The organism is Streptomyces sp. NPDC029836, from assembly GCF_055574495.1.
The window spans coordinates 2518-24311 of sequence record NZ_JBVHZI010000012.1; the positions used below are offsets into that span (position 1 = coordinate 2518).

General features: G+C 71.9%; 19 protein-coding genes, 1 tRNA gene and 2 pseudogenes. 11 read left to right on the top strand and 11 right to left on the bottom strand.

Annotated elements, in window-relative coordinates; genetic code table 11:
• Both ACZ4XJ_RS28625 and ACZ4XJ_RS28630 read right to left on the bottom strand, forming a co-directional pair.
• Positions 1–1213, bottom strand: a pseudogene (locus tag ACZ4XJ_RS28625) (SUKH-4 family immunity protein); the annotation flags it as partial.
• A 7-nt stretch (positions 1214–1220) separates the two neighbouring features.
• Positions 1221–2213 carry an SMI1/KNR4 family protein gene (locus tag ACZ4XJ_RS28630; protein ID WP_362877658.1) on the bottom strand — a complete coding sequence of 331 codons (993 nt, stop codon included), beginning with the start codon at positions 2211–2213 and terminating at the stop codon, positions 1221–1223.
• 230 nt (positions 2214–2443) lie between these two features.
• Here ACZ4XJ_RS28630 and ACZ4XJ_RS28635 point away from each other — a divergent pair, with 230 nt between their 5' ends.
• Complete coding sequence (locus tag ACZ4XJ_RS28635) at positions 2444–2989, top strand: YwqJ-related putative deaminase (protein WP_362877727.1); 546 nt, start codon at positions 2444–2446, stop codon at positions 2987–2989.
• Positions 2990–2994: 5 nt separating this feature from the next.
• On the top strand, positions 2995–3525 hold the full coding sequence (locus ACZ4XJ_RS28640) for an SUKH-3 domain-containing protein (protein WP_362877659.1): 531 nt from the start codon (positions 2995–2997) through the stop codon (positions 3523–3525).
• Positions 3526–3629: 104 nt separating this feature from the next.
• Here the strand turns inward: ACZ4XJ_RS28640 and ACZ4XJ_RS28645 are convergent, their stop codons facing one another.
• Together ACZ4XJ_RS28645 and ACZ4XJ_RS28650 are read right to left on the bottom strand one after the other, a co-directional pair.
• Entirely contained in the window at positions 3630–4898 is a 1269-nt protein-coding gene (locus ACZ4XJ_RS28645; RefSeq protein ID WP_362877660.1) for a sensor histidine kinase, read from the bottom strand.
• A 236-nt stretch (positions 4899–5134) separates the two neighbouring features.
• Positions 5135–5296, bottom strand: a pseudogene (locus ACZ4XJ_RS28650) (helix-turn-helix domain-containing protein); the annotation flags it as partial.
• Between ACZ4XJ_RS28650 and ACZ4XJ_RS28655 the strand changes: the two are divergent.
• The 6 genes from ACZ4XJ_RS28655 (at position 5262) to pth (ending at position 10032) form a co-directional block, all read left to right on the top strand.
• The gene (locus ACZ4XJ_RS28655; RefSeq protein ID WP_468497895.1) at positions 5262–5792 is read left to right on the top strand and encodes a hypothetical protein; all 531 of its coding nucleotides are present in this window, start codon (positions 5262–5264) and stop codon (positions 5790–5792) included. The pseudogene ACZ4XJ_RS28650 and the gene ACZ4XJ_RS28655 sit on opposite strands and share 35 nt — an antisense overlap.
• A gap of 39 nt (positions 5793–5831) precedes the next feature.
• A tRNA-Gln gene (locus ACZ4XJ_RS28660) sits at positions 5832–5903 on the top strand.
• A 110-nt stretch (positions 5904–6013) separates the two neighbouring features.
• The gene (gene glmU / locus ACZ4XJ_RS28665) at positions 6014–7462 is read left to right on the top strand and encodes a bifunctional UDP-N-acetylglucosamine diphosphorylase/glucosamine-1-phosphate N-acetyltransferase GlmU (protein ID WP_362877662.1); all 1449 of its coding nucleotides are present in this window, start codon (positions 6014–6016) and stop codon (positions 7460–7462) included.
• A gap of 133 nt (positions 7463–7595) precedes the next feature.
• Positions 7596–8573, top strand: coding sequence for a ribose-phosphate diphosphokinase (locus ACZ4XJ_RS28670; protein WP_362877663.1), 978 nt, complete (start codon positions 7596–7598; stop codon positions 8571–8573).
• Between the two features lie 181 nt (positions 8574–8754).
• Complete coding sequence (locus tag ACZ4XJ_RS28675; protein WP_362877664.1) at positions 8755–9336, top strand: 50S ribosomal protein L25/general stress protein Ctc; 582 nt, start codon at positions 8755–8757, stop codon at positions 9334–9336.
• Positions 9337–9441: 105 nt separating this feature from the next.
• On the top strand, positions 9442–10032 hold the full coding sequence (pth, locus tag ACZ4XJ_RS28680) for an aminoacyl-tRNA hydrolase (protein ID WP_384004013.1): 591 nt from the start codon (positions 9442–9444) through the stop codon (positions 10030–10032).
• A 68-nt stretch (positions 10033–10100) separates the two neighbouring features.
• On the opposite strand, the gene ppc is transcribed toward pth, so the two are convergent.
• Positions 10101–12863 carry a phosphoenolpyruvate carboxylase gene (ppc, locus tag ACZ4XJ_RS28685; RefSeq protein WP_468497896.1) on the bottom strand — a complete coding sequence of 921 codons (2763 nt, stop codon included), beginning with the start codon at positions 12861–12863 and terminating at the stop codon, positions 10101–10103.
• A gap of 324 nt (positions 12864–13187) precedes the next feature.
• On the opposite strand from ppc, the gene ACZ4XJ_RS28690 reads away from it, so the two are divergent.
• Positions 13188–14183: an acyl-CoA desaturase gene (locus tag ACZ4XJ_RS28690; protein ID WP_468497897.1), complete on the top strand. Its 996-nt coding sequence runs from the start codon at positions 13188–13190 to the stop codon at positions 14181–14183.
• Positions 14180–14854, top strand: a complete 675-nt coding sequence (locus tag ACZ4XJ_RS28695) for a TetR/AcrR family transcriptional regulator (RefSeq protein WP_362877667.1) — start codon at positions 14180–14182, stop codon at positions 14852–14854. Before ACZ4XJ_RS28690 ends, ACZ4XJ_RS28695 begins: the two co-directional genes overlap by 4 nt.
• 102 nt (positions 14855–14956) lie before the next feature.
• On the opposite strand, the gene ACZ4XJ_RS28700 is transcribed toward ACZ4XJ_RS28695, so the two are convergent.
• Entirely contained in the window at positions 14957–15397 is a 441-nt protein-coding gene (locus ACZ4XJ_RS28700; RefSeq protein ID WP_468497898.1) for a VOC family protein, read from the bottom strand.
• The gene (locus ACZ4XJ_RS28705) at positions 15391–16290 is read right to left on the bottom strand and encodes a trans-aconitate 2-methyltransferase (protein ID WP_468497899.1); all 900 of its coding nucleotides are present in this window, start codon (positions 16288–16290) and stop codon (positions 15391–15393) included. Before ACZ4XJ_RS28705 ends, ACZ4XJ_RS28700 begins: the two co-directional genes overlap by 7 nt.
• A 146-nt stretch (positions 16291–16436) precedes the next feature.
• Between ACZ4XJ_RS28705 and ACZ4XJ_RS28710 the strand changes: the two genes are divergently transcribed.
• The gene (locus ACZ4XJ_RS28710; protein WP_362877670.1) at positions 16437–16934 is read left to right on the top strand and encodes a MarR family winged helix-turn-helix transcriptional regulator; all 498 of its coding nucleotides are present in this window, start codon (positions 16437–16439) and stop codon (positions 16932–16934) included.
• Here ACZ4XJ_RS28710 and ACZ4XJ_RS28715 read toward each other — a convergent pair.
• From ACZ4XJ_RS28715 to ACZ4XJ_RS28730, 4 genes are all read right to left on the bottom strand, one after another.
• The gene (locus ACZ4XJ_RS28715) at positions 16893–17666 is read right to left on the bottom strand and encodes a response regulator transcription factor (protein WP_362877671.1); all 774 of its coding nucleotides are present in this window, start codon (positions 17664–17666) and stop codon (positions 16893–16895) included. The genes ACZ4XJ_RS28710 and ACZ4XJ_RS28715 overlap by 42 nt on opposite strands.
• Before the next feature lie 516 nt (positions 17667–18182).
• Positions 18183–19196: a UDP-glucose 4-epimerase GalE gene (galE, locus tag ACZ4XJ_RS28720; protein WP_362877672.1), complete on the bottom strand. Its 1014-nt coding sequence runs from the start codon at positions 19194–19196 to the stop codon at positions 18183–18185.
• A 58-nt stretch (positions 19197–19254) separates the two neighbouring features.
• Positions 19255–19938, bottom strand: coding sequence for a response regulator transcription factor (locus tag ACZ4XJ_RS28725; protein ID WP_468497984.1), 684 nt, complete (start codon positions 19936–19938; stop codon positions 19255–19257).
• Positions 19939–20078: 140 nt separating this feature from the next.
• Positions 20079–21761 (bottom strand): PQQ-binding-like beta-propeller repeat protein, encoded by a 1683-nt coding sequence (locus ACZ4XJ_RS28730; protein WP_362877673.1) that lies wholly within the window; start codon positions 21759–21761, stop codon positions 20079–20081.
• Between the last annotated feature and the right edge of the window lie 33 nt (positions 21762–21794).

A 21794-nucleotide genomic window follows, 5' to 3' on the forward strand; every position in this document is an offset into this window, starting at 1 on the left:
CACCGGGCGGACCGGGCGGCTGCGGCGGACGGCCCACGGCCGGACCCGCCAACATCGTCGCGGCATGGTCGAGCCCGCGCCCGACCGAGCCACCGGGAGGACCGGGAGGACCGGGAGGCGCGGGCTGCTGTCCGCCACCGGGAGCACCGGGCGGACCGGGCGGCTGCGGCGGACGGCCCACGGCCGGACCCGCCAACATCGTCGCGGCATGGTCGAGCCCGCGCCCGACCGAGCCACCGGGCACACCGGGGGCGCTGGGCGGCCCGGGCGGCTGCGGGGGCCCACCGGCCGCACCCGCACCACCGGCGGAGCCACCCGCGGAGCCACCCGCAGGAGCACCCGGCCGGGACACCTGCGCCTTGCTGGTCGGCGCGTCGGCGATGTCCGCCGCCTCCGGGCGCAGCCCCACCGCGGGAACCACGGCCGTCCGCGGCAGTTGGCTACCACCGGCCATCAGCGTGGTCTTCGCCTCCGGTGCCACACCGGAGGACGAGGGCCCTTCCTCCTCGTCCGATCCGGACAGCGGCGGCGCGAACACCGTCGCGGGCAGGGGTACGGAGGCCTCGTCCGCACCGGAGTTCACATCGGTCCCGGCCCACGGCGTGGACCCGGCCGGCACCCCGTCGTTCGCGGTCGGCTCGTACGGAACCTCGCCCCCGCGCCGCAGCGGCACCGGCTCCCCGACCCCGCCCGGGGCCGGAGCGGCCTCCGCGACGGGAACCGGAACCGGAGCCGGATCCATCGAAACAGCGGAGGCCGGCAACGGAGCGGAAGAAGACGACGACGACATCGCAGAGGGCGAAGACGACGACGAGGACGACGACGGATCCCGCGGAATCCCCGCCCGGTCCGCCGCCTCCTGGAGCCACTCCGGCGGACTCAGCATGAACGAGGTCATCTCGGAGTCGATCCGCGGCTGCGGCACCGAGGGTTCGGCCGGGGCTGCGGCGGCCCCGGCTCCGTACTCCTCCTCGTAGCGCCGGATGACCTCGCCGACCGGCAGCCCCGGCCACAGCGTCACCTCGCCGCTGTCCCGCGCGATCACCAGCCGCTGCCGGCCGCCGCCGGACACCGGACCGGTGGGCCGGTCCTCGGCCCACACGACGAACCCGAGTCCGAACTCCCGTACGCGCACCTCCCGGTGCTGGTACGCGGGAACGTCCCCGTTGATCCATTCCTCGGCGCGCTCCTGCGCCTGCGCGAACGTCACCACAGCCCGATCAACCTCCCATGCCCGGCGCGGACACCGGAACCGAACGTGCGAATCCGCCGTCCACCATCAGACCGGCCACCGTCTCCAGCTCCGGCGGGTTTCCCGCCAGGCGCTCCAGGAAGGCATCGAAATCGGCACCGCACGGCAGCAGCAGCTGATCCACCCGTTCCTGCACCGACCAGCCGTCCCGGTCGCGCGCGTCGTCGAACGGGGAGAACCAGACGGAACCGATCCCCTGGCCCTTCACCTTCACCGCGATCAACCCGCCCTGTACGAAGGCCACGCTCAGGTAGTCCTTCGTCAGGTGGTCGCGCAGGCACTTGTTGACGTAGACGAGGTCGTTGACCGCCGCCTCCTCGCGCACCGTGAAGAACGGCTGGTCGACCAGCAGGCCCAGCTCCACGAACAGGCCGGCGCCCACGGGGGCACAACCGCCCGCCGCCTTCAGGAAGGACCGGTACGCCTCGGGCAGCCGGTAGCCGAGGTCCTCCTCGACGCCCTGCACCTGCTGCTCGGACACCGACACCAGCGTCTTGGGCAGCTCCAGGTGCGCCGGACGCACTTCCTGGAGCGGGCGGGTACCGCGCTTGTCGTGGTCGACCGGGGCCGTCGCGAGGCCGGCGTGGTGCCGCAGCAGCGCCTTGACCTCGACGGGGACCAGCTCCATCCGGCGGGTCCCGGCGACGTGGTGCCAGGTCCAGCCGTGCGGGGTCGCCACGGGTCCGACGGTGTCCCACAGTTCGTGGCCCGCCACCCGCATCGCCGCGTTCGCGGAGACGCAGTCCGTCAGGCGCAGCTCGTCGACGCCGAAGCCCTCGGGCGGCTCGGCGATCTCCACCGCGGCCCGCGCGTAGCGCGAGAAATCGGGATGACCGTCCCCGTCCATCCGCACTCCGTGGGGATGGCGGGCGGCCCGGACCGGGTCCGGGAAGTGCACGACCTGCCCCGAGTAAGCGGCGTTGGGTGGCGCGGCCTGCTGCCCGAGCCGACCTGTCGTCATGGCGGTAGCCCCCTGCTGGATCTGGCTGGTTCGCCACAGCCTAAGCGTTCGGGCAAGAGCGACACCCGTCCCTACCCAGTGCGCACGCGCACCAGGCAGGAACATCCGAATTGATACGAATATTCGACCCCGCTTCCACACTGCAGGTGACATTTGACAGGCTGTCCCCGCAGCACGGGGGCGTGCGCGACAGCGGCCACCACCGCCGCCACGGGAGGGAAGGCGCGACCATGCAGACCGCGACACCAGGAAACACGGCAACCCGCACCGACCGGGCGGAACCCACGGACACCGGCGCCGGCGGTGATCCCCGGCTGCGCTGGAGCAGCGCAGCCGGCGCCTCCGCGCCCGTCCTGCGCTTCCGCCGCGACGGGATCCTGCCGACCGTCGCCGCCGCGCTCTCCGTACGCGGCGAGACGCTCACCGGCACCGCGGGCAAGGCCGACCAGCCACCCGTACTGCACCCGCTCGTCCAGGACTTCCTCGACACCCTCACCAGCGGCCAGCGCGAACGCTTCACCGGCCGCTGTCCGGAGGCGATCCTGCTCTCCCGCCACCTCGCCGCCGTGGAAGGTGCCCGCAGCCGGCGCGCGTCCCGCAAGCCGCTGACCGCCGGTGAGGCCCGCCGCTCCCTCAAGCACTCCCGGATCACCGCCCGCCGCATCCGTGAGGACGGCGACCCGCTCCACGGCAGCTACGCACCGCCCTGCCGCTCCTGCGACGCGCTCCTCAACCACTTCGGCGTACGCCCCGTCGACCTCACCCACCCCGAGTAGCCACCATGACCACCGCCTCGGCCTCCGCGGCCTCCTCCGCCTCCTACGACCGCTCCTCGGCCACCCGCTTCCCGGGCGTCGTGGACTCCGCGCTGCGCACCGCCGGCTGGGAGCCCGGCCGCTGGGACATCAAGCAGGCCGAGTACTGGGCGGACGCGCTGCGCGACCACACCACCCCGGCCGGACACCGCCACACCGTCTTCCCGGCGGCCGTCGAAGCCTGGGCCGAGTTCGGCGGGCTCGTCGTGTCCGCACCCGGACCGGGCCGCCAGATAGCCCCGACCCCGATCCGCCTCGACCCGCTCACGGGCCTGCACCTGGCCCGCACCTTCGCCGACCTCGGCCGCGCCCTGTCCACCCAGCTCTGCCCGCTCGGCGTGGACTACGACGGCTCGGCCCACCTGGCGATCGACCGCGAGGGCCGCGTCTACGGCATCGACCACACCGGCGACTGGTACCTGGGCGGCGGCCTCGACGAGGCCCTGACCCTGCTCCTGACCGGCCTGCAACCGACCCGCCTCAGCACGGAACCCTGAGGCCGCGCCGCCCCCGCCCACAACGCACGCGGGCGGGGACCCCGGCACCCCCCGCCCACCCGCACGCCGTCGCGCGGCGGCGGCCCGCGCCGCCGTGCGCCGTCCTACGCCGCCCGCTCGCGCGGCAGCACCGCCGAGACCCGGAAGCCGCCCGCGTCCGTCGGCCCCGACACGAAGACCCCGCCGAGGCCGACGACCCGCTCCCGCATCCCGACCAGCCCGTTGCCCCCGCTGGGCAGCCCGGGCCGGGTCACGTCGGCCGCGCAGGGACCGTTCTCCACCTGCATGGCCACCTCCCCGTCGCGGTGGGCCAGCCGTACGACGACCCGCGCCCCCGGCGCGTGCTTGTGGCAGTTGGTCAGCGCCTCCTGCACCACCCGGTACGCCGTCTGCTCCACCTCCGCCGGGTACGGGTCCTCCCGCCCCTCCCCCTGCACCAGCAGCTCGACGACCATCCCGGCCGCCCGGGACTGCCCGATCAGCGCCTCCAGCTCCTCCAAGGAGGGCCCCTCCTCGAAGCCCCCCACCGGCGGGCACGCCACCGGGGCCGGCGCCACCGGCTTCGCCGCGCCGGTCCGCAGCACCCCGAGCATCTCCCGAAGCTCGGTGAGGGCCTGCCGGCCCATGTCCCCGACCAGCGCGGCGTTGCGCACCGCCTTCTCCGGGTCCTTCAGCGCGACGGCCTGGAGCGCCGCCGCGTGCACCACCATCAGCGACACCCGGTGCGCCACGACGTCGTGCATCTCGCGCGCGATCCGGGTCCGTTCCTCCGTACGGGCCCATTCGGCCCGCTCCTCCGCCCGGTCCGCCAACAGCGACAGCTCCCGCTCGAGCGAGTCCGCGCGCTCGTGGAGGCTCTCCATCAACCGGCGCCGGGCCCCCACGTACAGCCCGAGGAGCACGGGCGGCACGGTCAGCGCCACCGCCATGAACGCGGACAGCACGAACACGAGCGTGCCGTCCGCCTCGATGTCGCCCCGGGTGCGCACGTACGTCACGACGAACGTCCCGGCGAGCGCCATCGGGCCCAGCGTCCCCACGATCCGTCGGGGCACCTCGGAGGCGGCCAGCGTGTAGAGCCCGACCACCCCCAGCAGGAAGCCCATCATCGCCGGGGTCACGGCGATGCCGACGAGGGCCACCGCGATGGGCCAGCGGCGCCGCAGCACCAGCGTGGACCCCACCACGAGCCCGAACAGCACCCCGACGACCACGGGTACGCCCGCCTCGCGAGCGGTCGGCACCCCTTCCAGGGCGCACTCGACGGCGGACACCACCCCCAACCCCACGTCCAGGACGGCCCCCCGCCGCCGCTCCCACCACCAGGGCCCGTCCCGCCCGACCCCGCCCCGCTCTTCCCCCGTACCGGTCATGCCGACCAGCGTACGCAGGGGCCTCAGCACACCCGCCGGCGAATTTCCCATAAACCCCCGGTAATCGCACGCACGATGGAATTGACCGTCATTCGGTACCTGAATCCCATATTCCGGACGACATTGGCGACATGACCGAAATCCGACGTCGCCCCGGCGACGGCACCGGCGGCCTCCGCACCGGGGCCGCGACCTTCGAAGGCCTGCGCGAACAGGCCGTCACCCTCCGCCGCGAGTTTCGGGAGGTCGCGGACCCAGAGGGAGATCGAGCTCTTCGAGCAGCCCAGTTCGAGTTGGATCTCGTCGTAGGTCAGGCCCTGGAGGCGGAGTTTGCGGGCCCGCGCGCGGAGGTCGTCCTTCGCGTTGGGGCGTTCTGTCCATTCGGGGGCCGGTTCGCCGGCGCAGCAAGGGCGTCGGCAGGCTGCGGAGCGCCGCGCCGAAGAGCAGGCGGAGACTCGGCGACGGGCACAGGAAGAGATCGGAACGCTCAGCGAGCGGGAACTGTTCCTCGTCGGCGTCGCCCTGTATTGGGCGGAAGGGGCCAAGGCCCGACCGCAGCCCTACATCAACTTCACCAACAGCGACCAGGCGATGATCCGCACCTTCCTCGCCTGGCTTCGCCTTCTCAAGGTGGACACGGGGCGGCTCCGGTTCTTCCTCCAGATCCACGAGTCCGCCGACGTCGAGGCGGCAGAGCGGTATTGGGTGGACGTGGTCGGCATGGACCGTAGACAGTTCGGCAAGACGTCCCTGAAACAGCACAACCCGCGCACCAACCGGAAGAACACCGGCGAGGGTTACCACGGCTGCCTGTCCGTACGCGTCCTACAGGGCACGGAACTTTACCGTCGCATCGAGGGCTGGTGGTACGGCATAGTAGGGGCGTCCAGTTGAGACGGCACAGCCGAGTGTCCGCTTTAGACTAGATTGCCATCCCCTGTGGTGTAATTGGCAGCACTGAGGCTTTTGGTGCCTTATGTCCGGGTTCGAGTCCTGGCGGGGGAGCTTCGCACATTCGGGTCCCGACCTCCACGGTCGGGACCCGGCTTCGTTTCCGCCACCCTGCCCACCGGTATCCTTCGTGCGTCCACCACCCGAAGCCGAAGGGCACACCCGTGAGCGCAACCCGCCCGGCAGCCGTCGTCGTACTCGCAGCGGGTGAAGGCACCCGCATGAAGTCGGCCACTCCCAAGGTTCTGCACGAGATCAGCGGGCGCTCGCTCGTCGGTCACGTGGTCGCCGCGTCCCGCGAACTGGACCCCACGCACCTCGTGGTCGTCGTGGGGCACGCCCGTGAGCAGGTCACCGCGCACCTCGCCGCGATCGACGCCGACGTGCGCACCGCCGTCCAGTACGAGCAGAACGGCACCGGGCACGCCGTCCGGATGGCGCTCGAAGAGCTCGGCGGACCGGTCGCCGGCACCGTGGTCGTGGTCTGCGGCGATACCCCGCTGTTGACCGGCAAGACCCTCGGCGCCCTGGTCGCCACGCACGAGGCGGACGGCAACGCCGTCACCGTGCTCACCGCCGAGGTCCCGGACTCCACCGGCTACGGGCGCATCGTCCGCGACGCGGCCAGCGGCGCCGTGACCGCGATCGTCGAGCACAAGGACGCCACGGACGCGCAGCGCGCGATCCGCGAGATCAACTCCGGGGTGTTCGCCTTCGACGGGTCCCTGTTGTCCGACGCCCTCGGCAAGGTCCGCACGGACAACAGCCAGGGCGAGGAGTACCTCACGGACGTCCTCGGCATCCTGCGCGAGGCGGGCCACCGCGTCGGCGCGGCCGTCGGCGCGGACCACCGGCAGATCCTCGGCATCAACAACCGGGTCCAGCTGGCCGAGGCGCGGGCGCTGCTGAACGCGCGCCTGTTGGAGCGGGCGATGCTCGCGGGCGTGACGGTCGTGGACCCGGCGAGCACCTTCGTGGACGTGACGGTGACCTTCGGGCAGGACGCCCTGATCCACCCGGGCACCCAGCTGCTCGGGAACACGCACGTCGCCGAGGGGGCCGAGGTCGGCCCGAACACCCGCCTGAAGGACACCCGGGTGGGGCCGCACGCACGCGTGGACAACACGGTGGCGGACACGGCCGTCATCGGGGAGTCGGCGACCGTCGGCCCGTTCGCGTACCTGCGGCCGGGCACGAACCTCGGCCTCAAGGCCAAGGCCGGTACGTACGTCGAGATGAAGAACGCGACGATCGGCGAGGGCACCAAGGTGCCGCACCTGTCGTACGTGGGCGACGCGACGATCGGCGACTACACGAACATCGGCGCGGCCAGCGTGTTCGTGAACTACGACGGCGAACACAAGCACCACACGACCGTCGGCTCACACTGCAAGACGGGATCCGACAACATGTTTGTGGCTCCCATCACCATCGGGGACGGTGCCTACACGGCGGCCGGCTCGGTGATCACCAAGGACGTGCCGCCCGGCGCCCTGGCCGTGGCCCGCGGCCAGCAGCGGAATATCGAGGGTTGGGTGGCCCGCAAGCGTCCCGGCAGCGCGGCGGCGACGGCCGCGCAGTCGACGGCGGACAAGGACTCCGGCCGCCCGTGAGGTGAACTGGCCGGAAACAGGTGCGCCCGTGACGGCGTACCGTGATAGGTGCACGCAATTCGGCTGGCTGACCGTGTGCGGGACGGACGCACGCGGGAGCGAGCAGCTTTCAGACGTCTGAGGAGACTGTGCTGTGACCGGGATCAAGACGACCGGCGAGAAGAAGCTGATGCTCTTCTCCGGCCGCGCCCACCCCGAGCTGGCCGAGGAGGTCGCACACCAGCTGGGAGTCGGCCTCGTGCCGACCAAGGCTTTCGACTTCGCGAACGGTGAGATCTACGTCCGCTTCCAGGAGTCGGCCCGCGGCGCGGACTGCTTCCTGATCCAGAGCCACACGGCTCCGATCAACAAGTGGATCATGGAGCAGTTGATCATGATCGACGCGCTGAAGCGCGCGTCGGCACGCTCCATCACCGTGATCGTCCCGTCCTACGGCTACGCCCGTCAGGACAAGAAGCACAAGGGCCGCGAGCCGATCTCGGCCCGTCTGGTCGCGGACCTGCTGAAGACCGCGGGTGCGGACCGCATCCTCACGGTCGACCTGCACACCGACCAGATCCAGGGCTTCTTCGACGGCCCGGTCGACCACCTGTCGGCCCTGTCGGTCCTCGCGGACTACGTGGGCGCCAAGGTGGACCGCACCAAGCTGACGATCGTCTCCCCGGACGCCGGCCGCGTGCGCGTCGCCGACCGCTGGTGCGACCGTCTGGACGCGCCGCTGGCCATCGTGCACAAGCGCCGCGACAAGGACGTCGCCAACCAGGTGACCGTCCACGAGGTCGTCGGTGAGGTCCGCGGCCGCGTCTGCGTCCTGGTCGACGACATGATCGACACCGGTGGCACCATCTGCGCCGCCGCCGACGCGCTGTTCGCGCACGGCGCCGAGGACGTCATCGTGACGGCCACGCACGGCATCCTGTCGGGCCCGGCCGCCGACCGCCTGAAGAACTCCAAGGTCAGCGAGTTCGTGTTCACGAACACCCTGCCGGACCCGTCCGACCTGGAGCTCGACAAGATCACCGTGCTGTCGATCGCCCCGATGGTCGCCCGCGCGGTGCGCGAGGTCTTCGAGGACGGTTCGGTGACGAGCCTGTTCGAGGAACAGCAGTAACCGTTCCCCGCTAGATCCTTTTGGTGCGGCCTCCCCCGCCCGGGTACACTCCACGAGTTGCTCGGCGAGGGAGGCCGTACCCGTTTCGGGTCCGGACACTCCGTTATCGACGCGCTCTTCGTAGCAGGCCGTTCCGGCCGGGTGACTGTCGTCCATTTCCGTCACCCCACGAGGAGTGAGCATGTCCGAGGTCAAGCTTTCCGCCAAGATCCGTGACTCCTTCGGCAAGGGCTCCGCCCGCCAGGCCCGTCGCGACGCCCTGACCCCCGGTGTCATCTACGGTCACGGCACCGAGCCGAAGCACGTCAACGTCGACGCCCACGCCCTCCAGCTGGCGCTGCGCACCCCGAACGTCCTGCTCTCCCTGGACCTGGGCGACGCCGGCACCGAGCTGGTCATCCCCAAGGCCGTGCAGAAGCACCCGCTGAAGCGCTCGATCTCCCACGTCGACTTCCTGATCGTCAAGAAGGGCGAGAAGGTCACCGTCGACGTCGCGATCGTCACCGAGGGCGAGCTGGCCGCCGGCGGCAACATGCTGGAGACCCTCCAGAACACCATCTCCGTCGAGGCCGAGGCCACGCACATCCCGACCGAGGTCACCGTCTCCATCGCGGGTCTCCAGGCCGGCGACACCATCCACGCCAAGGACCTGGTCCTCCCGAAGGGCACCACCCTGGCCGTCGACGGTGACATCGCCGTCCTCCAGGTCGTGGCCCCGCAGGCCGAGGAGCCGGCCGCCGACGCCGAGGGCACCGAGGCCTGAGCCTCGCCCCACCCCCTCAGCAGTTGTTGACCGACCGCCGTCCGGCTCCACTGGAGCGGGACGGCGGTCGTTCTCGTGTACGGGCTCAACGCGAAGGAGCTTTTGATGTCGGACGACGCGGCGCCCTGGCTGGTCGTCGGCCTGGGCAATCCCGGGCCTGAGTACGCGGGCAACCGCCACAACATCGGGTTCATGGTGGCCGACCTGCTGGCCGAGCGGATCGGCGGCAGGTTCAAGGCGCACAAGGCGCGGGCCCAGGTGGTCGAGGGCCGCATCGGCCCGCCGGGACCGGCGAACCGCCGGGTGGTGCTGGCCAAGCCGATGTCGTTCATGAACCTGTCGGGCGGCCCGGTGACGGCCCTGCGCGACTTCTACAAGGTCCCGCTGGAGCGCGTCGTCGCCGTCCACGACGAGTTGGACATCGACTACCCGACGCTGCGCCTGAAGCTGGGCGGCGGGGACAACGGGCACAACGGCCTGAAGTCGATGACGAAGGCGATGGGTCCGGACTACCACCGGGTCCGTTGTGGCATCGGCCGGCCGCCGGGTCGGATGCAGGTCGCCGACTTCGTGCTGAAGGACTTCTCCTCGACCGAGCGCAAGGAGCTGGACTGGTTCGTGGACCGGTCCGCGGACGCCGTGGAGTCGCTGATCCAGGAGGGCCTGGAGCGGGCGCAGTCGACGTACAACTCGTAGGGCGTACGCGAAGGCCCCCGCCGACGGAGGAATCCGGCGGCGGGGGCCTTCGCGCGTGCGGGTACGGGTCAGCCGGTGTTGCGCAGGCCGGCGGCGACGCCGTTGACGGTGAGCAGCAGGGCGCGGGCCAGCAGCGGGTCCGCCTCCTCGCCGCGGGCGACGGCCGCGCGCTGGCGGGCCAGCAGGGAGACCTGGAGGTAGGAGATCGGGTCCAGGTAGGCGTCGCGGACGGCGAACGTCTGCTGGAGGACCGGGTTGGAGTCCAGGAGCCGCTCGCCGCCGGTGATGCGCAGCACCTCGCGGACGGTCAGCTCGTGCTCGGCCTCGATGCGGGCGAACACGTGCTTGAGGTTCTCGGGGACGAGCGTGTCGACGTAGTGCCGGGCGATGCGCAGGTCCGTCTTGGCCAGCGTCATCTCGACGTTGGAGAGGAAGTTGCGGAAGAAGTGCCAGCGCTCCCCCATCTCGCCGAGGGCCGCGTCCTGGCCGGCCTCGCGCAGGGCCTTGAGGCCGGAGCCGACGCCGTACCAACCGGGGACGATCTGGCGGGACTGGGTCCAGCCGAAGACCCACGGGATGGCGCGCAGCCCGTCGAGGCCGGCGCCGGAGTCGGGACGGCGCGAGGGACGGGAGCCCAGGTGCAGGTCGGCGAGCTGGTCGACGGGGGTCGCCGCGAAGAAGTACGACGGCAGGTCCGGGTCCTCGACCAGCGCGCGGTAGGCGCCGTGTGCGGCGTCGGACACGATGTCCATGGCCGCGTCCCAGCGGGCGAGGGCCTCGTCGGACTGGCGGGGCGCGGTGTGCAGGGCGGAGGCCTGCAGGGTGGCCGCGACGGTCAGTTCCAGGTTCTCGCGGGCCAGCGAGGGGACGAGGTACTTGTCGGAGATGACCTCGCCCTGCTCGGTGACCTTGATCTCGCCCTCCAGGGTGCCCCAGGGCTGGGCGAGGATCGCGTCGTGCGAGGGGCCGCCACCGCGGCCGACGGTGCCGCCGCGGCCGTGGAAGAGGCGCAGGCGCACCCCGTAGCGGTGGGCGACGTCGCGGAGCCGGCGCTGGGCGCGGTGGATCTCCCACTGGGAGGTGGTGATGCCGCCGAACTTGGAGGAGTCGGAGTAGCCGAGCATGACTTCCTGGACGTCGCCGCGCAGCGAGACGAGGCGTCGGTAGGAGGGGTCGGCGAGCATTTCGTCGAGGATGACGTCGGCGGCGCGCAGCTCGTCGGTGGTCTCCAGGAGCGGGACGATGCCGATCTTGGCCCAGCCGCCGTGCAGGTCGAGGAGGCCGGCCTCGCGGGCGAGGACGGCGGCGGCGAACACGTCGTCGGCGCCCTGGCACATCGAGATGATGTAGGACTCGATGACCTCGGGGCCGAACTTCTCGAAGGCGTCCTTGATCGCGCCGAAGACGCCGAGGGTCTTCTGGCCGGCCGCGTCGAGCGGGGCCGGGGTGGGGGCCAGCGGCCGCCGGGAGCGCAGTTCCTTGGCGAGGAGCTTCTGCCGGTAGTCGCGCGGCATGTCGGCGTAGCGCCAGGACTCCTCGCCGAGCCGGTCGAAGAGCTGGCCGAGGGCGTGGTGGTGGGCGTCCGCGTGCTCGCGCACGTCCATGGTCGCCAGCTGGAGGCCGAAGGCGGCCAGCGTGCGGATGGTGCGGTCCATGCGGCCGTCGGCGAACAGGGCGCCGCGGTGCTCGCGCAGCGAGGTCTGGATGAGGGTGAGGTCGGTGAGCAGCTCGGCGGTGCCGAGGTAGTCGCGCCCCTCTTCGTGCGGGGTGCCCTTGGCGAGGCGGTCGCGGGTGTTGACGAGCTTCTGCCGGATGCAGGTCGCCTTCAGCCGGTACGGCTCCTCGGCGTTCAGCCGCTTGTAGCGGGGGCTGATCTCGGGGAGGCGTTCCAGGTCGGCCTGGAGGGAGGTGAGGAGTTCCTCGGTGGCGCCGGTGTAGCGGATCGAGTTGGACAGCAGCCCGCGCAGGAAGTCGATCAGTTCGAGGGCGTCGGTGATGCCGTGCTCGTGCTGGAGGATCAGTACGTCGCGGGTGACGTCGGGCGTGACGTTGGGGTTGCCGTCGCGGTCGCCGCCGATCCAGGTGCCGAAGGTCAGCGGGCGGGTGCCCGGGGGGATCTCGACGCCGACGCGCTGGAGCTCGGCGGCGAGGTCCTCCAGGACGTCGCCGACGGCGCCGGCGTGCAGCTCGTCGAGGTAGTAGATGGCGTTGCGGGCCTCGTCGGCGGGCTCGGGGCGGACCACGCGCAGCTCGTCGGTCTGCCACACGAGGTCGATGTTCTCGGCGAGGCGCAGGTCGTGCCGGCGGCGCTCACCGGCGCCGGAGACCGGCTCCTCCAGGAGGGCGGCGATGCGGCGCAGCTTGTTCAGGACGCTGCGGCGGGCCGCCTCGGTGGGGTGCGCGGTGAAGACGGGACGCACGTTGAGGTTCTTGACCGTCTGCCGCAGGTGCTCGGGGTCGGCGTCCTTGAGCATGTCGGCGGTGCGGGCGAGGAGCCCGCCCTCGGCGGCGCGGTGGGCGCGCAGCTCCTTGCCGCGGTGCACCTGCTCGGTGACGTTGGCGAGGTGGAAGTAGGTGGAGAAGGCGCGCACCAGCTTGGCGGCGGTCTCCAGGTCGGTGTCGCCGAGGAGGGTGGCCGCGGCTTCGCCGTCGGTGCGCGTCAGCGCGCGGACGCGTTCGACGAGGTCGAGGAGGTGTTGGCCCTCCTGGCGTACGAGGGTCTCCCCGAGGAGGTCACCGAGGCGGCGGATGTCCGCACGCAGCTCTGCGTTGGCCGTGTCCGCGGCGGTCGCGGAGACGGAGTTGACGGGGGCCTGGTCAGCACTGCTCACAGGTGCGGCTCCTTGCAGTGTTCGAGCGCTACTGGGCGGGGGGCTCCCGGGTGCGCGCGGCGGTGCCGCGTCCTGATGCGCAGCTCGGGCTGCCCGTGCGGACCGCGCTGTCCGACGACACCAGGATAGGTGGCCCGTGCCGGTGCGCCGCCAGGGTGACCGTCCAGTGGACGGGCGCGGCGGGGCGGCGTGCGGGTCGGTGAGGTCGCGGGCGTGCTCCTCTTGCCGGATGCGGGACTTTTGCCATACTTACGACGCCGTAGGTTACGGACCCGTAGGTCTGCGCCCGGCGCCTGCCGACTCCTCACCCCCGGGGGAACCCCCATGACCACCAGTCCGGATCTGACCGAGGGCGCGACGTCGTCCTCCGTGCGCGGTGGCGATTCCGCGTCCGCGCCGTCCGCCACGCTCGGCGGCGAGAACAAGCGGTCCATCGAGCAGATCGCTCTGCTGCTGTTCATCACCGTCCCCTTCATCGGGCTGCTGGCGGCGATCCCGCTGGCCTGGGGCTGGGGGGTGAGCTGGCTGGACGTGGGCCTGATGGTGTTCATGTACTTCCTGGCCTGCCACGGCATCACCATCGGCTTCCACCGGTACTTCACGCACGGTTCCTTCAAGGCGAAGCGGCCGCTCCGGATCGCCCTGGCGATCATGGGTTCGATGGCGGTGGAGGGTCCGCTGGTGCGTTGGGTCGCCGACCACCGCAAGCACCACAAGTACTCGGACCACGAGGGCGACCCGCACTCGCCGTGGCGGTTCGGCGAGACGCTGCCGGCCCTGATGAAGGGCCTGTGGTGGGCGCACATCGGATGGCTCTTCGACGAGGAGCAGACCGACCAGCAGAAGTACGCCCCGGACCTGATCAAGGACCCGGCGATCCGGCGGATCTCGCGCGACTTCGTGTACTGGACGATGTTCTCGTTGGCCGTCCCGCCGCTGGTGGGCGGTCTGGTGACGATGTCCTGGTGGGGTGCGTTCACCGCGTTCTTCTGGGGCTCCCTGGTGCGCGTGGCGCTGCTGCACCACGTGACCTGGTCGATCAACTCGATCTGTCACGCGGTGGGCAAGCGGCCGTTCAAGTCCCGGGACCGCAGCGGCAACGTGTGGTGGCTGGCGGTGCTGTCGTGCGGTGAGTCCTGGCACAACCTGCACCACGCCGACCCGACGTCGGCGCGGCACGGCGTGCTGCGCGGGCAGGTCGATTCGAGCGCGCGGCTGATCCGCTGGTTCGAGCAGCTGGGATGGGCGTCGGACGTGCGGTGGCCGTCAGCCGACCGGATCGCTGCCCGGCGCCAGGAAAAGATGACGAACCCGGCATGATGGGGGACGTGGCGATCGACGGCAGCAGTTCCAGCAGCGACAAGCCCCGGCGAGGCCGTCGGGTCCGGATGACGGGCGCCGAGAGGCGTCAGCAACTGCTGGACATCGGCCGCGCCCTGTTCGCCGAGAAGGGCTTCGAGGGCACGTCGGTGGAGGAGATCGCGGCCAAGGCCGGGGTGTCCAAGCCGGTGGTGTACGAGCACTTCGGCGGCAAGGAGGGCCTGTACGCGGTGGTGGTCGACCGCGAGATGCGCCAGCTGTTGGACGGGGTGACGGGCGCCCTGACGGCGGGGCACCCGCGGGAGCTCCTGGAACAGGCCGCGTTCGCGCTGCTCGACTACATCGAGAGCTATACGGACGGCTTCCGGATCCTGGTCCGGGACTCCCCCGTGGCCCAGTCGACGGGCACCTTCGCGTCGCTGATCAGCGACATCGCCACGCAGGTCGAGGACATCCTGGGGCTGGAGTTCAAGGCCCGCGGGTTCGATCCGAAGCTGGCGCCGCTGTACGCGCAGGCGCTGGTCGGGATGGTGGCGCTGACCGGCCAGTGGTGGTTGGAGACCCGGCAGCCGAAGAAGGCCGAGGTCGCCGCGCACCTGGTGAACCTGTGCTGGCACGGCTTGGAGAACCTGGAGGCCAGGCCCCGACTGGTGGGACACCGCAAGAGCTGACGGCCGGCGCCCGGCCTCGGCGGCCACGGTCCGCACGGCGGACCGCCCGACGGCGCCCCGTCACCGGAGATCCGGTGACGGGGCGCCGTCGCGTCGCGCTCCTTACGGACGGTCCCCGCCGGGGTCGCCCCCGTCCGGGCCGCTCCCGTCCGGACGCCCGACGTCCGCACCGCCGGCGTCCGGGCCGTGCGGCTCCAGGAACTCCAGCCGGTTGCCGACCGGGTCCTCGGAGTAGAAACGCCGGTGGCCCGGCAGGTCGCCGTCCCACACGACCCGCGCCCCGCGCTCCTGGAGTCTGCGCGCGTACTCCTGGATGCCGTTCACCCTGAGCCCGGGGTGCGCCGTGCGCGCGGGACGGAAGTCCTCGTCCACGCCGAGGTGCAGTTGGACGGCGCCGAGGGCGAACCAGCAACCGCCCCGGGCGGCGAGCAGGGGCGGTTTGGACAGCTCCCGCATGCCGAGGACGTCCGAGTAGTAGGCGCGCAGCGCGTCCTCGGAGCCGGGGGGCGCGGCGAGTTGCACGTGGTCGACGGCGGTCAGCACGGGCCGTCCTCCTTGCGGGCGATGGCGAAGATGCGCCGGAAGGGGAAGACGGTGCCGCGCGGGCCGGGCGGGTAGGCCTCGCGCAGCGCCTCGCGGTACTCGGCGAGGAAGCTCTCGACGGCCTCCCGGTCGTCGCCGAGGGCGGTCAGGACGGGCCGCAGGGCCGTGCCCTTGACCCAGTCGAGCACCGGGTCGGGGCCCTGGAGCAGCTGGTGGTAGGTGGTCTCCCACACGTCGACGGCGCACCCGAGCTCGGTGAATCGGGCGAGGTACTCGGCGGGTTCGAGGAGGTGGACGTAGCGGGCGCCGTGGCCGGCGAGCCGGGAGTGCCAGCGCGGGGTGTCGCAGAGCTCGGCCAGCAGCCGGTGGCTGGGGGCGCCGAAGTTGCCGGGGATCTGGAAGGCGAAGGTGCCGCCGGGCCGCAGCCCGTGGAGCCAGGCCGCGAAGGACCCGGGGTGGCTGGGAACCCACTGCAGGGCGGCGTTGGAAACGATCAGGTCGTACGTCTCCTCGGGCATCCAGTCGGCGATGTCACCGTGCCGGAAGTCGAGCCGGCCGCCGCCCGCGGTGGGTCCGGCGTGCTCCGCCGTGGCGCGGGCGAGCATCTCGGGCGACAGGTCGAAGCCGGTGATCCGGGCGTCGGGCCAGCGTTCGGCGAGCAGGGCGGTGACGTTGCCGGGTCCGCAGCCGAGGTCGGCGATGCGCGGGCCGGGGCCCTCGTCGGAGTGCGCGGCGGGCGTGGGCAGCTCGGATATGCGGGTCAGCAGGTCGAGGAAGGGACGGGTTCGGTGTCCCGCGTGCCGGAGGTATTGCTGGGGGTCCCAGGTGGGTGCGGACGGGGCGGAACCGTCCAGGGCCGGGGGGCGCACGGCCGGCGCGATATCGGAATGCATGTTCGAGCCTTCCCATGGGTGGGGCGATTGGAAGCGGAATCCGTTCCGGCCACCTCCATGCCCCATGGTCGGCCAAAATATATCTCGATGTCAAGATTCTTGGTTTCAAGAGACTTCATATCGACAGACCCCTTACACTGATCGGCATGGAGGACGAGGTCGACCGACTGGTCGCGGCATGGCGGCGAGAGCGCCCTGACCTCGACGTGGAACCACTTGAGGTGCTCAGCCGGGTCAGCCGGCTCGCGCGCCACCTCGACCGCGCCCGCAGGCTGGCCTTCGCCGAGCACGGGCTCGAACCGTGGGAGTTCGACGTCCTGACCTCGCTGCGGCGCGCCGGCGCGCCCTACCAGCTGTCCCCCGGGCAACTCCTGACCCAGACGCTCGTCACCTCGGGCACCATGACCAACCGCATCGACCGGCTCGCCAAGAAGGGCCTCGTCGAGCGGCTGCCCGACCCCAACGACCGTCGGGGCGTCCTGGTCCGGCTGACGCCGGAGGGCCGCGACCGCGCCGACCAGTCCCTCGCGGGTCTGCTGGCCCAGGAACGGGCGATCCTGGCCCAGCTCTCGACGGGGCAGCGCGGCGACCTCGCCGGGCTGCTACGCCAGTTGACCGCTCCGTTCGACAACATCCCCGGGTAGACCCGCCAGTTCGGCGGGCCGTACGCCCGCCCGCCGGGCCAGGGCCACGGCCGCCAGGGTGGAGTGCACGCCCAGCTTGCCCAGCACGTTCTGCATGTGGGTGCGGACGGTGTGCGGGGACAGGAACAGCCTGGCCGCCACGTCCTTGCGGCCCAGCCCCGCCACCATGCAGCGCAGCACCTCGTGCTCCCTCGGGGTGAGGGACTCGACGAGCCGTTCGCTGTCCGTACGGTGCTTGCGGGCGGCGGTGAGTTCCCGCAGCACCCCGGTGAGCAGCGCGGGCGGCAGGTGGGTCTCCTCGCGCAGCACCCCCCGGATGACGGCGAGCAGCCGGGACAGGGAGCAGTCCTTCGCCACCCACCCGGAGGCGCCCGCCTGCAGGGCCAGGGCGGCCCGGCGGGGGTCGTCCCGTTCGGCGAGGACCACGGTGTGCACCCCGGGATGGGCGACGCGCACCCCGGCGACCAGCGCGATCCCGTCCGGGCCGGGCGGTGGCCCGGAGCCCGGTTCCCGCGGGGCGGGTACGGTCCCGGCGGCGGCGCCGAGGTCGGCGTCGACGAGCAGGACGTCGAAGCGGCGGCCCTCCGCCGCCGCGCGTTCGAGGCAGCGCGCGGCCGCGGGACCGCTGCCGGCCGCGGACACGTCCACGTCCGGCTCGGCCGCGAGCGCGGCCGCGAGGGACTCGGCGAAGATGCGGTGGTCGTCGACCACCAGAACCCGGATGCGAACCACAAAACCCCCAAGGGTCGGGGAACGGACGACTGCGGGTACGACGCCCGGACCAGGAGGTCCACAGGCCGTCGCAGCCGCCGCCGTGACTTCTGTGCACTACCCCGGACCGGACGCCGTACCCGGCGTGTCTCGACCCCTGAATCAACACCGGCCCCCACCGGCGTCACGCTTCAGCGTAGGCCCGGGGCCGTCTCGCGGTTGGCCGAATAGCAGAAGTTTTTCGAGCGATTTTCCGGTGGGGCGGTCCCGCAGGCGTGGTGTCGTGGCTTGATTTCGACGGTCCGGGCGGCCCGGAAGCTGATTTCCCGACCGGAGTGTGCCATCGGCAGTTGCACGAGGGGGCTTTCACCCGGCGTACGCGCGCCGGGCGCCCGCGCAGAGCGCCCGTCCACCGCGCTCGCCGCGCACGCGCACGCCCCCCGCACCGGTCGGGGTGCGAGGGGCGTGGGGTGGGCGTGGTGCGGAGCCGCGCCGACTGCGGCGGACCCGTCGGGCGTCAGACGCCGGACGTTCGCGTCAGGCGCGCTGTTCGCGGGCGAAGTTCCAGGCGTCCGTCACGATGTTGGTCAGGTCCGAGCGGGTCGGGGTCCAGCCGAGGCGCACGCGCGCCGCTTCCGCGGAGGCGACGAGCACCGCCGGGTCGCCGGCGCGGCGGGCGGCGACGGTCTCGGGGATCTCCCGGCCGGTGACCTTGCGGACGGTCTCGATGACCTCGCGGACCGAGAAGCCGTTGCCGTTGCCCAGGTTGCAGATCAGGTGCTCGCCCTCGGCCGCCGTCTCCAGCGCCGCGAGGTGGGCGTCCGCGAGGTCGGCGACGTGGATGTAGTCGCGCACGCAGGTGCCGTCGGGGGTCGGGTAGTCCTCGCCGAAGATCGAGATGGACTCGCGCTCCCCCAGGGCGACCTGGAGGACCAGCGGGATCAGGTGGGTCTCGGGGTCGTGCCGCTCGCCGAACTCCCGGTAGGCGCCGGCCACGTTGAAGTAGCGCAGCGAGACCGCCGCGAGGCCGTGCGCCGTGCACTCCCCCGCGATCATGTGGTCGACGGCCAGCTTCGAGGCGCCGTACGGGTTGGTCGGCGCGGTCACCGAGTCCTCGGTGAGCGGACCGTCGGCGGGCTCGCCGTAGGTCGCGGCGGTCGAGGAGAAGATGAGCTTGCGGACGCCGGCCCCGCGCATCGCGTCGAGCAGGGCGCGGGTGCCGCCGACGTTGTTGTCCCAGTACTTGCCGGGGTTGACGACGGACTCGCCGACCTGCGAGGAGGCCGCGAAGTGCAGGACCGCGTCGTAGGAGGCGTCCAGGTGGTCGGCGGCGTCCTGGATCCGGCCGTCGATCAGGGTCGCTCCGGCCGGGACTCCCGCACCGAAGCCGGTGGAGAAGTTGTCGAGGACGGTTACCTCGTGGCCGGCTTCCAGGAGGTGGGCCGCGACGACGCCACCCACGTATCCGGCGCCACCGGTGACCAGGTACTTACTCACTCGCACTCCAAGCTCTCGCGGACGCACGCGAACGCGCGTGCTGGTATCTGGCATACCGGATTCCGCGCTCCCGGGGAAATCGCCCGGGGAAATCGTCACCGGACGGGACGGCTCATTCCGCGAGGAGTCCCGGCCCCGCGGCCCGGTCGAGCAGACCGGTGCGCGCGGCCAGCGCGGCGGCCTCCAGCCGCGATCCCACGCCGAGTTTCATCAGCACCCGCTGGACGTGGGTGCGGGCCGTGCTCGGCGCGATGGCCATGCCCGCGGCGATGAGCCGGGTGTCCTCGCCCTCGGCGACCCGGACCAGCACCTCCACCTCGCGCGGGGTCAGCAGGCGCAGCAGGCGGCTGCCCTCGTCGTCGGGCTGGGCGGCGGGGTTGAGCAGCTCGGCGAAGGCCCCCTGCAACAGCTGCGGGGCGATCGCCACCTCCCCGACCCGGGCCTTGGCCAGGGCCCGTTCCACTCCCTCGATGCGCTCGTCGTGGCGTACGTAGCCCGAGGCACCGGCGGCGAAGGCGGCGGCGATGCCGCGCGGGCTGGGCACCGGGCCCAGCACGACCACGGCGATCTGCGGGCGCTCGCCCTTGATCCGGGCGACGGGTTCGAAGATCCCGGGGGCCGCGGGGGTGGCGGTGCCGAACAGGCAGACCTCCGGGGCGCGGCCGATGACGAGCTCGGCGGCGCCGGCCGTCGGTGCGGCGGCCGCGAGCACCCGGTGCCCGCGCAGTTTGAGGGCCGAGGCGAGCGCCTCGGCCAGTAGCCGGTGTTCGTCGACCACCACGACCCGTACGCCCATCAAGGCTCCCACCCCAGATCCTTCTGACCCGGCAAGCTACACGCTTGTTCGACGGGGCGTGCCCGATACAGCGCGAAAGCCCCCGGAAGGGCGGACCTTCCGGGGGCTTCGGGGCGTGCGGTGCGGCGGGCCTTCGCAGGTCAGCTCGCGGTGAAGGAGACGAAGAGGTACTCCGGGTCGCTCTTCTCCGAGTACGGCTTGCGGACCGTGGTGCGGGAGATGAAGAACTTGCCGTTGTGGTAGCGGAACTCGGAGTGGTCCGCCGAGAACTGGGCTTCGGCGCGCTGGCCCGTCTTCTCCGGCGGGTTCTCCATGAGGACGGTCTCCTTCATGGTCTTGCTGTCGATGCTGACGATCTGGCCGCCCTTGTTGTACGGGGGCGACTTGTAGGCGATGACGTTCGAGCCGTCCATGCGCAGCGGGGTGATGGTGTAGCTCTCGCCCGCGTCGGCCCGGTCGCTGGTGGCCTTGCCGGTCTCCAGGTCGAAGGAGACGAGCTCGTTGGTGCGGCCCACGGAGGATCCCGAGCCCTGGTGCTCGTAGGTCGGCAGGTAGACCTTGCCGTTGCCGACGACCATCTTCGAGCACTGCTCGACCTCGGTGGCGGGGCACTCGGGTGCCCAGGTGCCGGCGGCGAGCGAGATGCGGCTCTTGAGCTGGCCGGCGTCGTCGACGACGAAGAGGTCGCTGACGCCGGTGGCGTTCTTGGCGGTGTCGCCGACGTCCGCGGCGACGATGAGCGGCTTCGTGGAGATGATGCCCGCCCACTCGATGCCCGGGGACAGCTTGTACGCGGACTTCGGCGCGCCGGTGACCGGGTCGAGGACCTGGGCGATCAGGCTCTGGTTGGGGATCCGGCCGCACTTGCGCAGCACGGCGAGGGCCTCGCCGCCCGCGTAGCCGAGGTCGTAGCAGCTTTCGGCGTCGACCTTGGGCGTCCAGAGGGACTTGCCGTCGGCGAGGTTCCAGGCGGCGCCACCGCTGAGGCCGCCGGCGGCGACGGTCTGGCCGCTGATGGTGACCTCGTTGAAGGCGACGGGCTTGTCGCCGCCGGTGGCGGACTTGGCGGAGCCGGACCACAGCAGCTTGCCGGCGTTCAGGTCGATGACGCCGACCTGGTTGCACTGCGGGTACTTCTTGTCCTCGGTCGGCAGGGCCTCCTGGAAGAGGATCGCCGACTTGTTGTCGCTGATGTGCTTGGTCGCGCCGCAGATGTGGGCGGGGAGCGGGAGCTCCCACTTCTTGCCGCCGTCGACCAGGTTGTAGCCGACGACCTTCGCGACGTCGGACTTGACGTAGGTGGAGTCGGTCAGCCAGGAACCGTCGACGGAGATGACGTCGGCGGGCTGCGGGCTCGGGACGTTGACCAGCGTCTTCGACTTGGTGTTGGTCGGGACCTTCTCGGTGCCGCCGGGGGCCGCGGGGGCCTTGGGGTCGGTCGAGCCGCTGGGGGTGCCGCCCTCGGCGGTGGTGGTGCCGCCGCCGCCCTCGTCGTCGCCGGAGACGTACCAGAAGCCGCCGCCGATGATGAGGGCCATCGCCACCAGCGCGGAGCCGACGATCATCAGCTGGGTGCGGACGACGTTGCCGCCGCCCGCGGCGGGCCGCGCCGGGGTCCGGAGGGTGGCCGGCTGCTGCGGGTGCCCGAAGCCGGGCTGCTGCTGGGGGTAGCCGTAGCCGGGCTGCTGCTGGGGGTAGCCGTAGCCGGGCTGTTGGGCCGGCGGCTGCGGGGCGGTGGGGGGCATCGGCGGGGGCGGCGGGACCGGCTGGGGCGCGCCGAAGCCTCCCGACGGGGGCTGCTGCGGGGGCGGCGGGGTACTCATGACGTGCTACTGCCTCTCGGTGGGCGGCTCGGT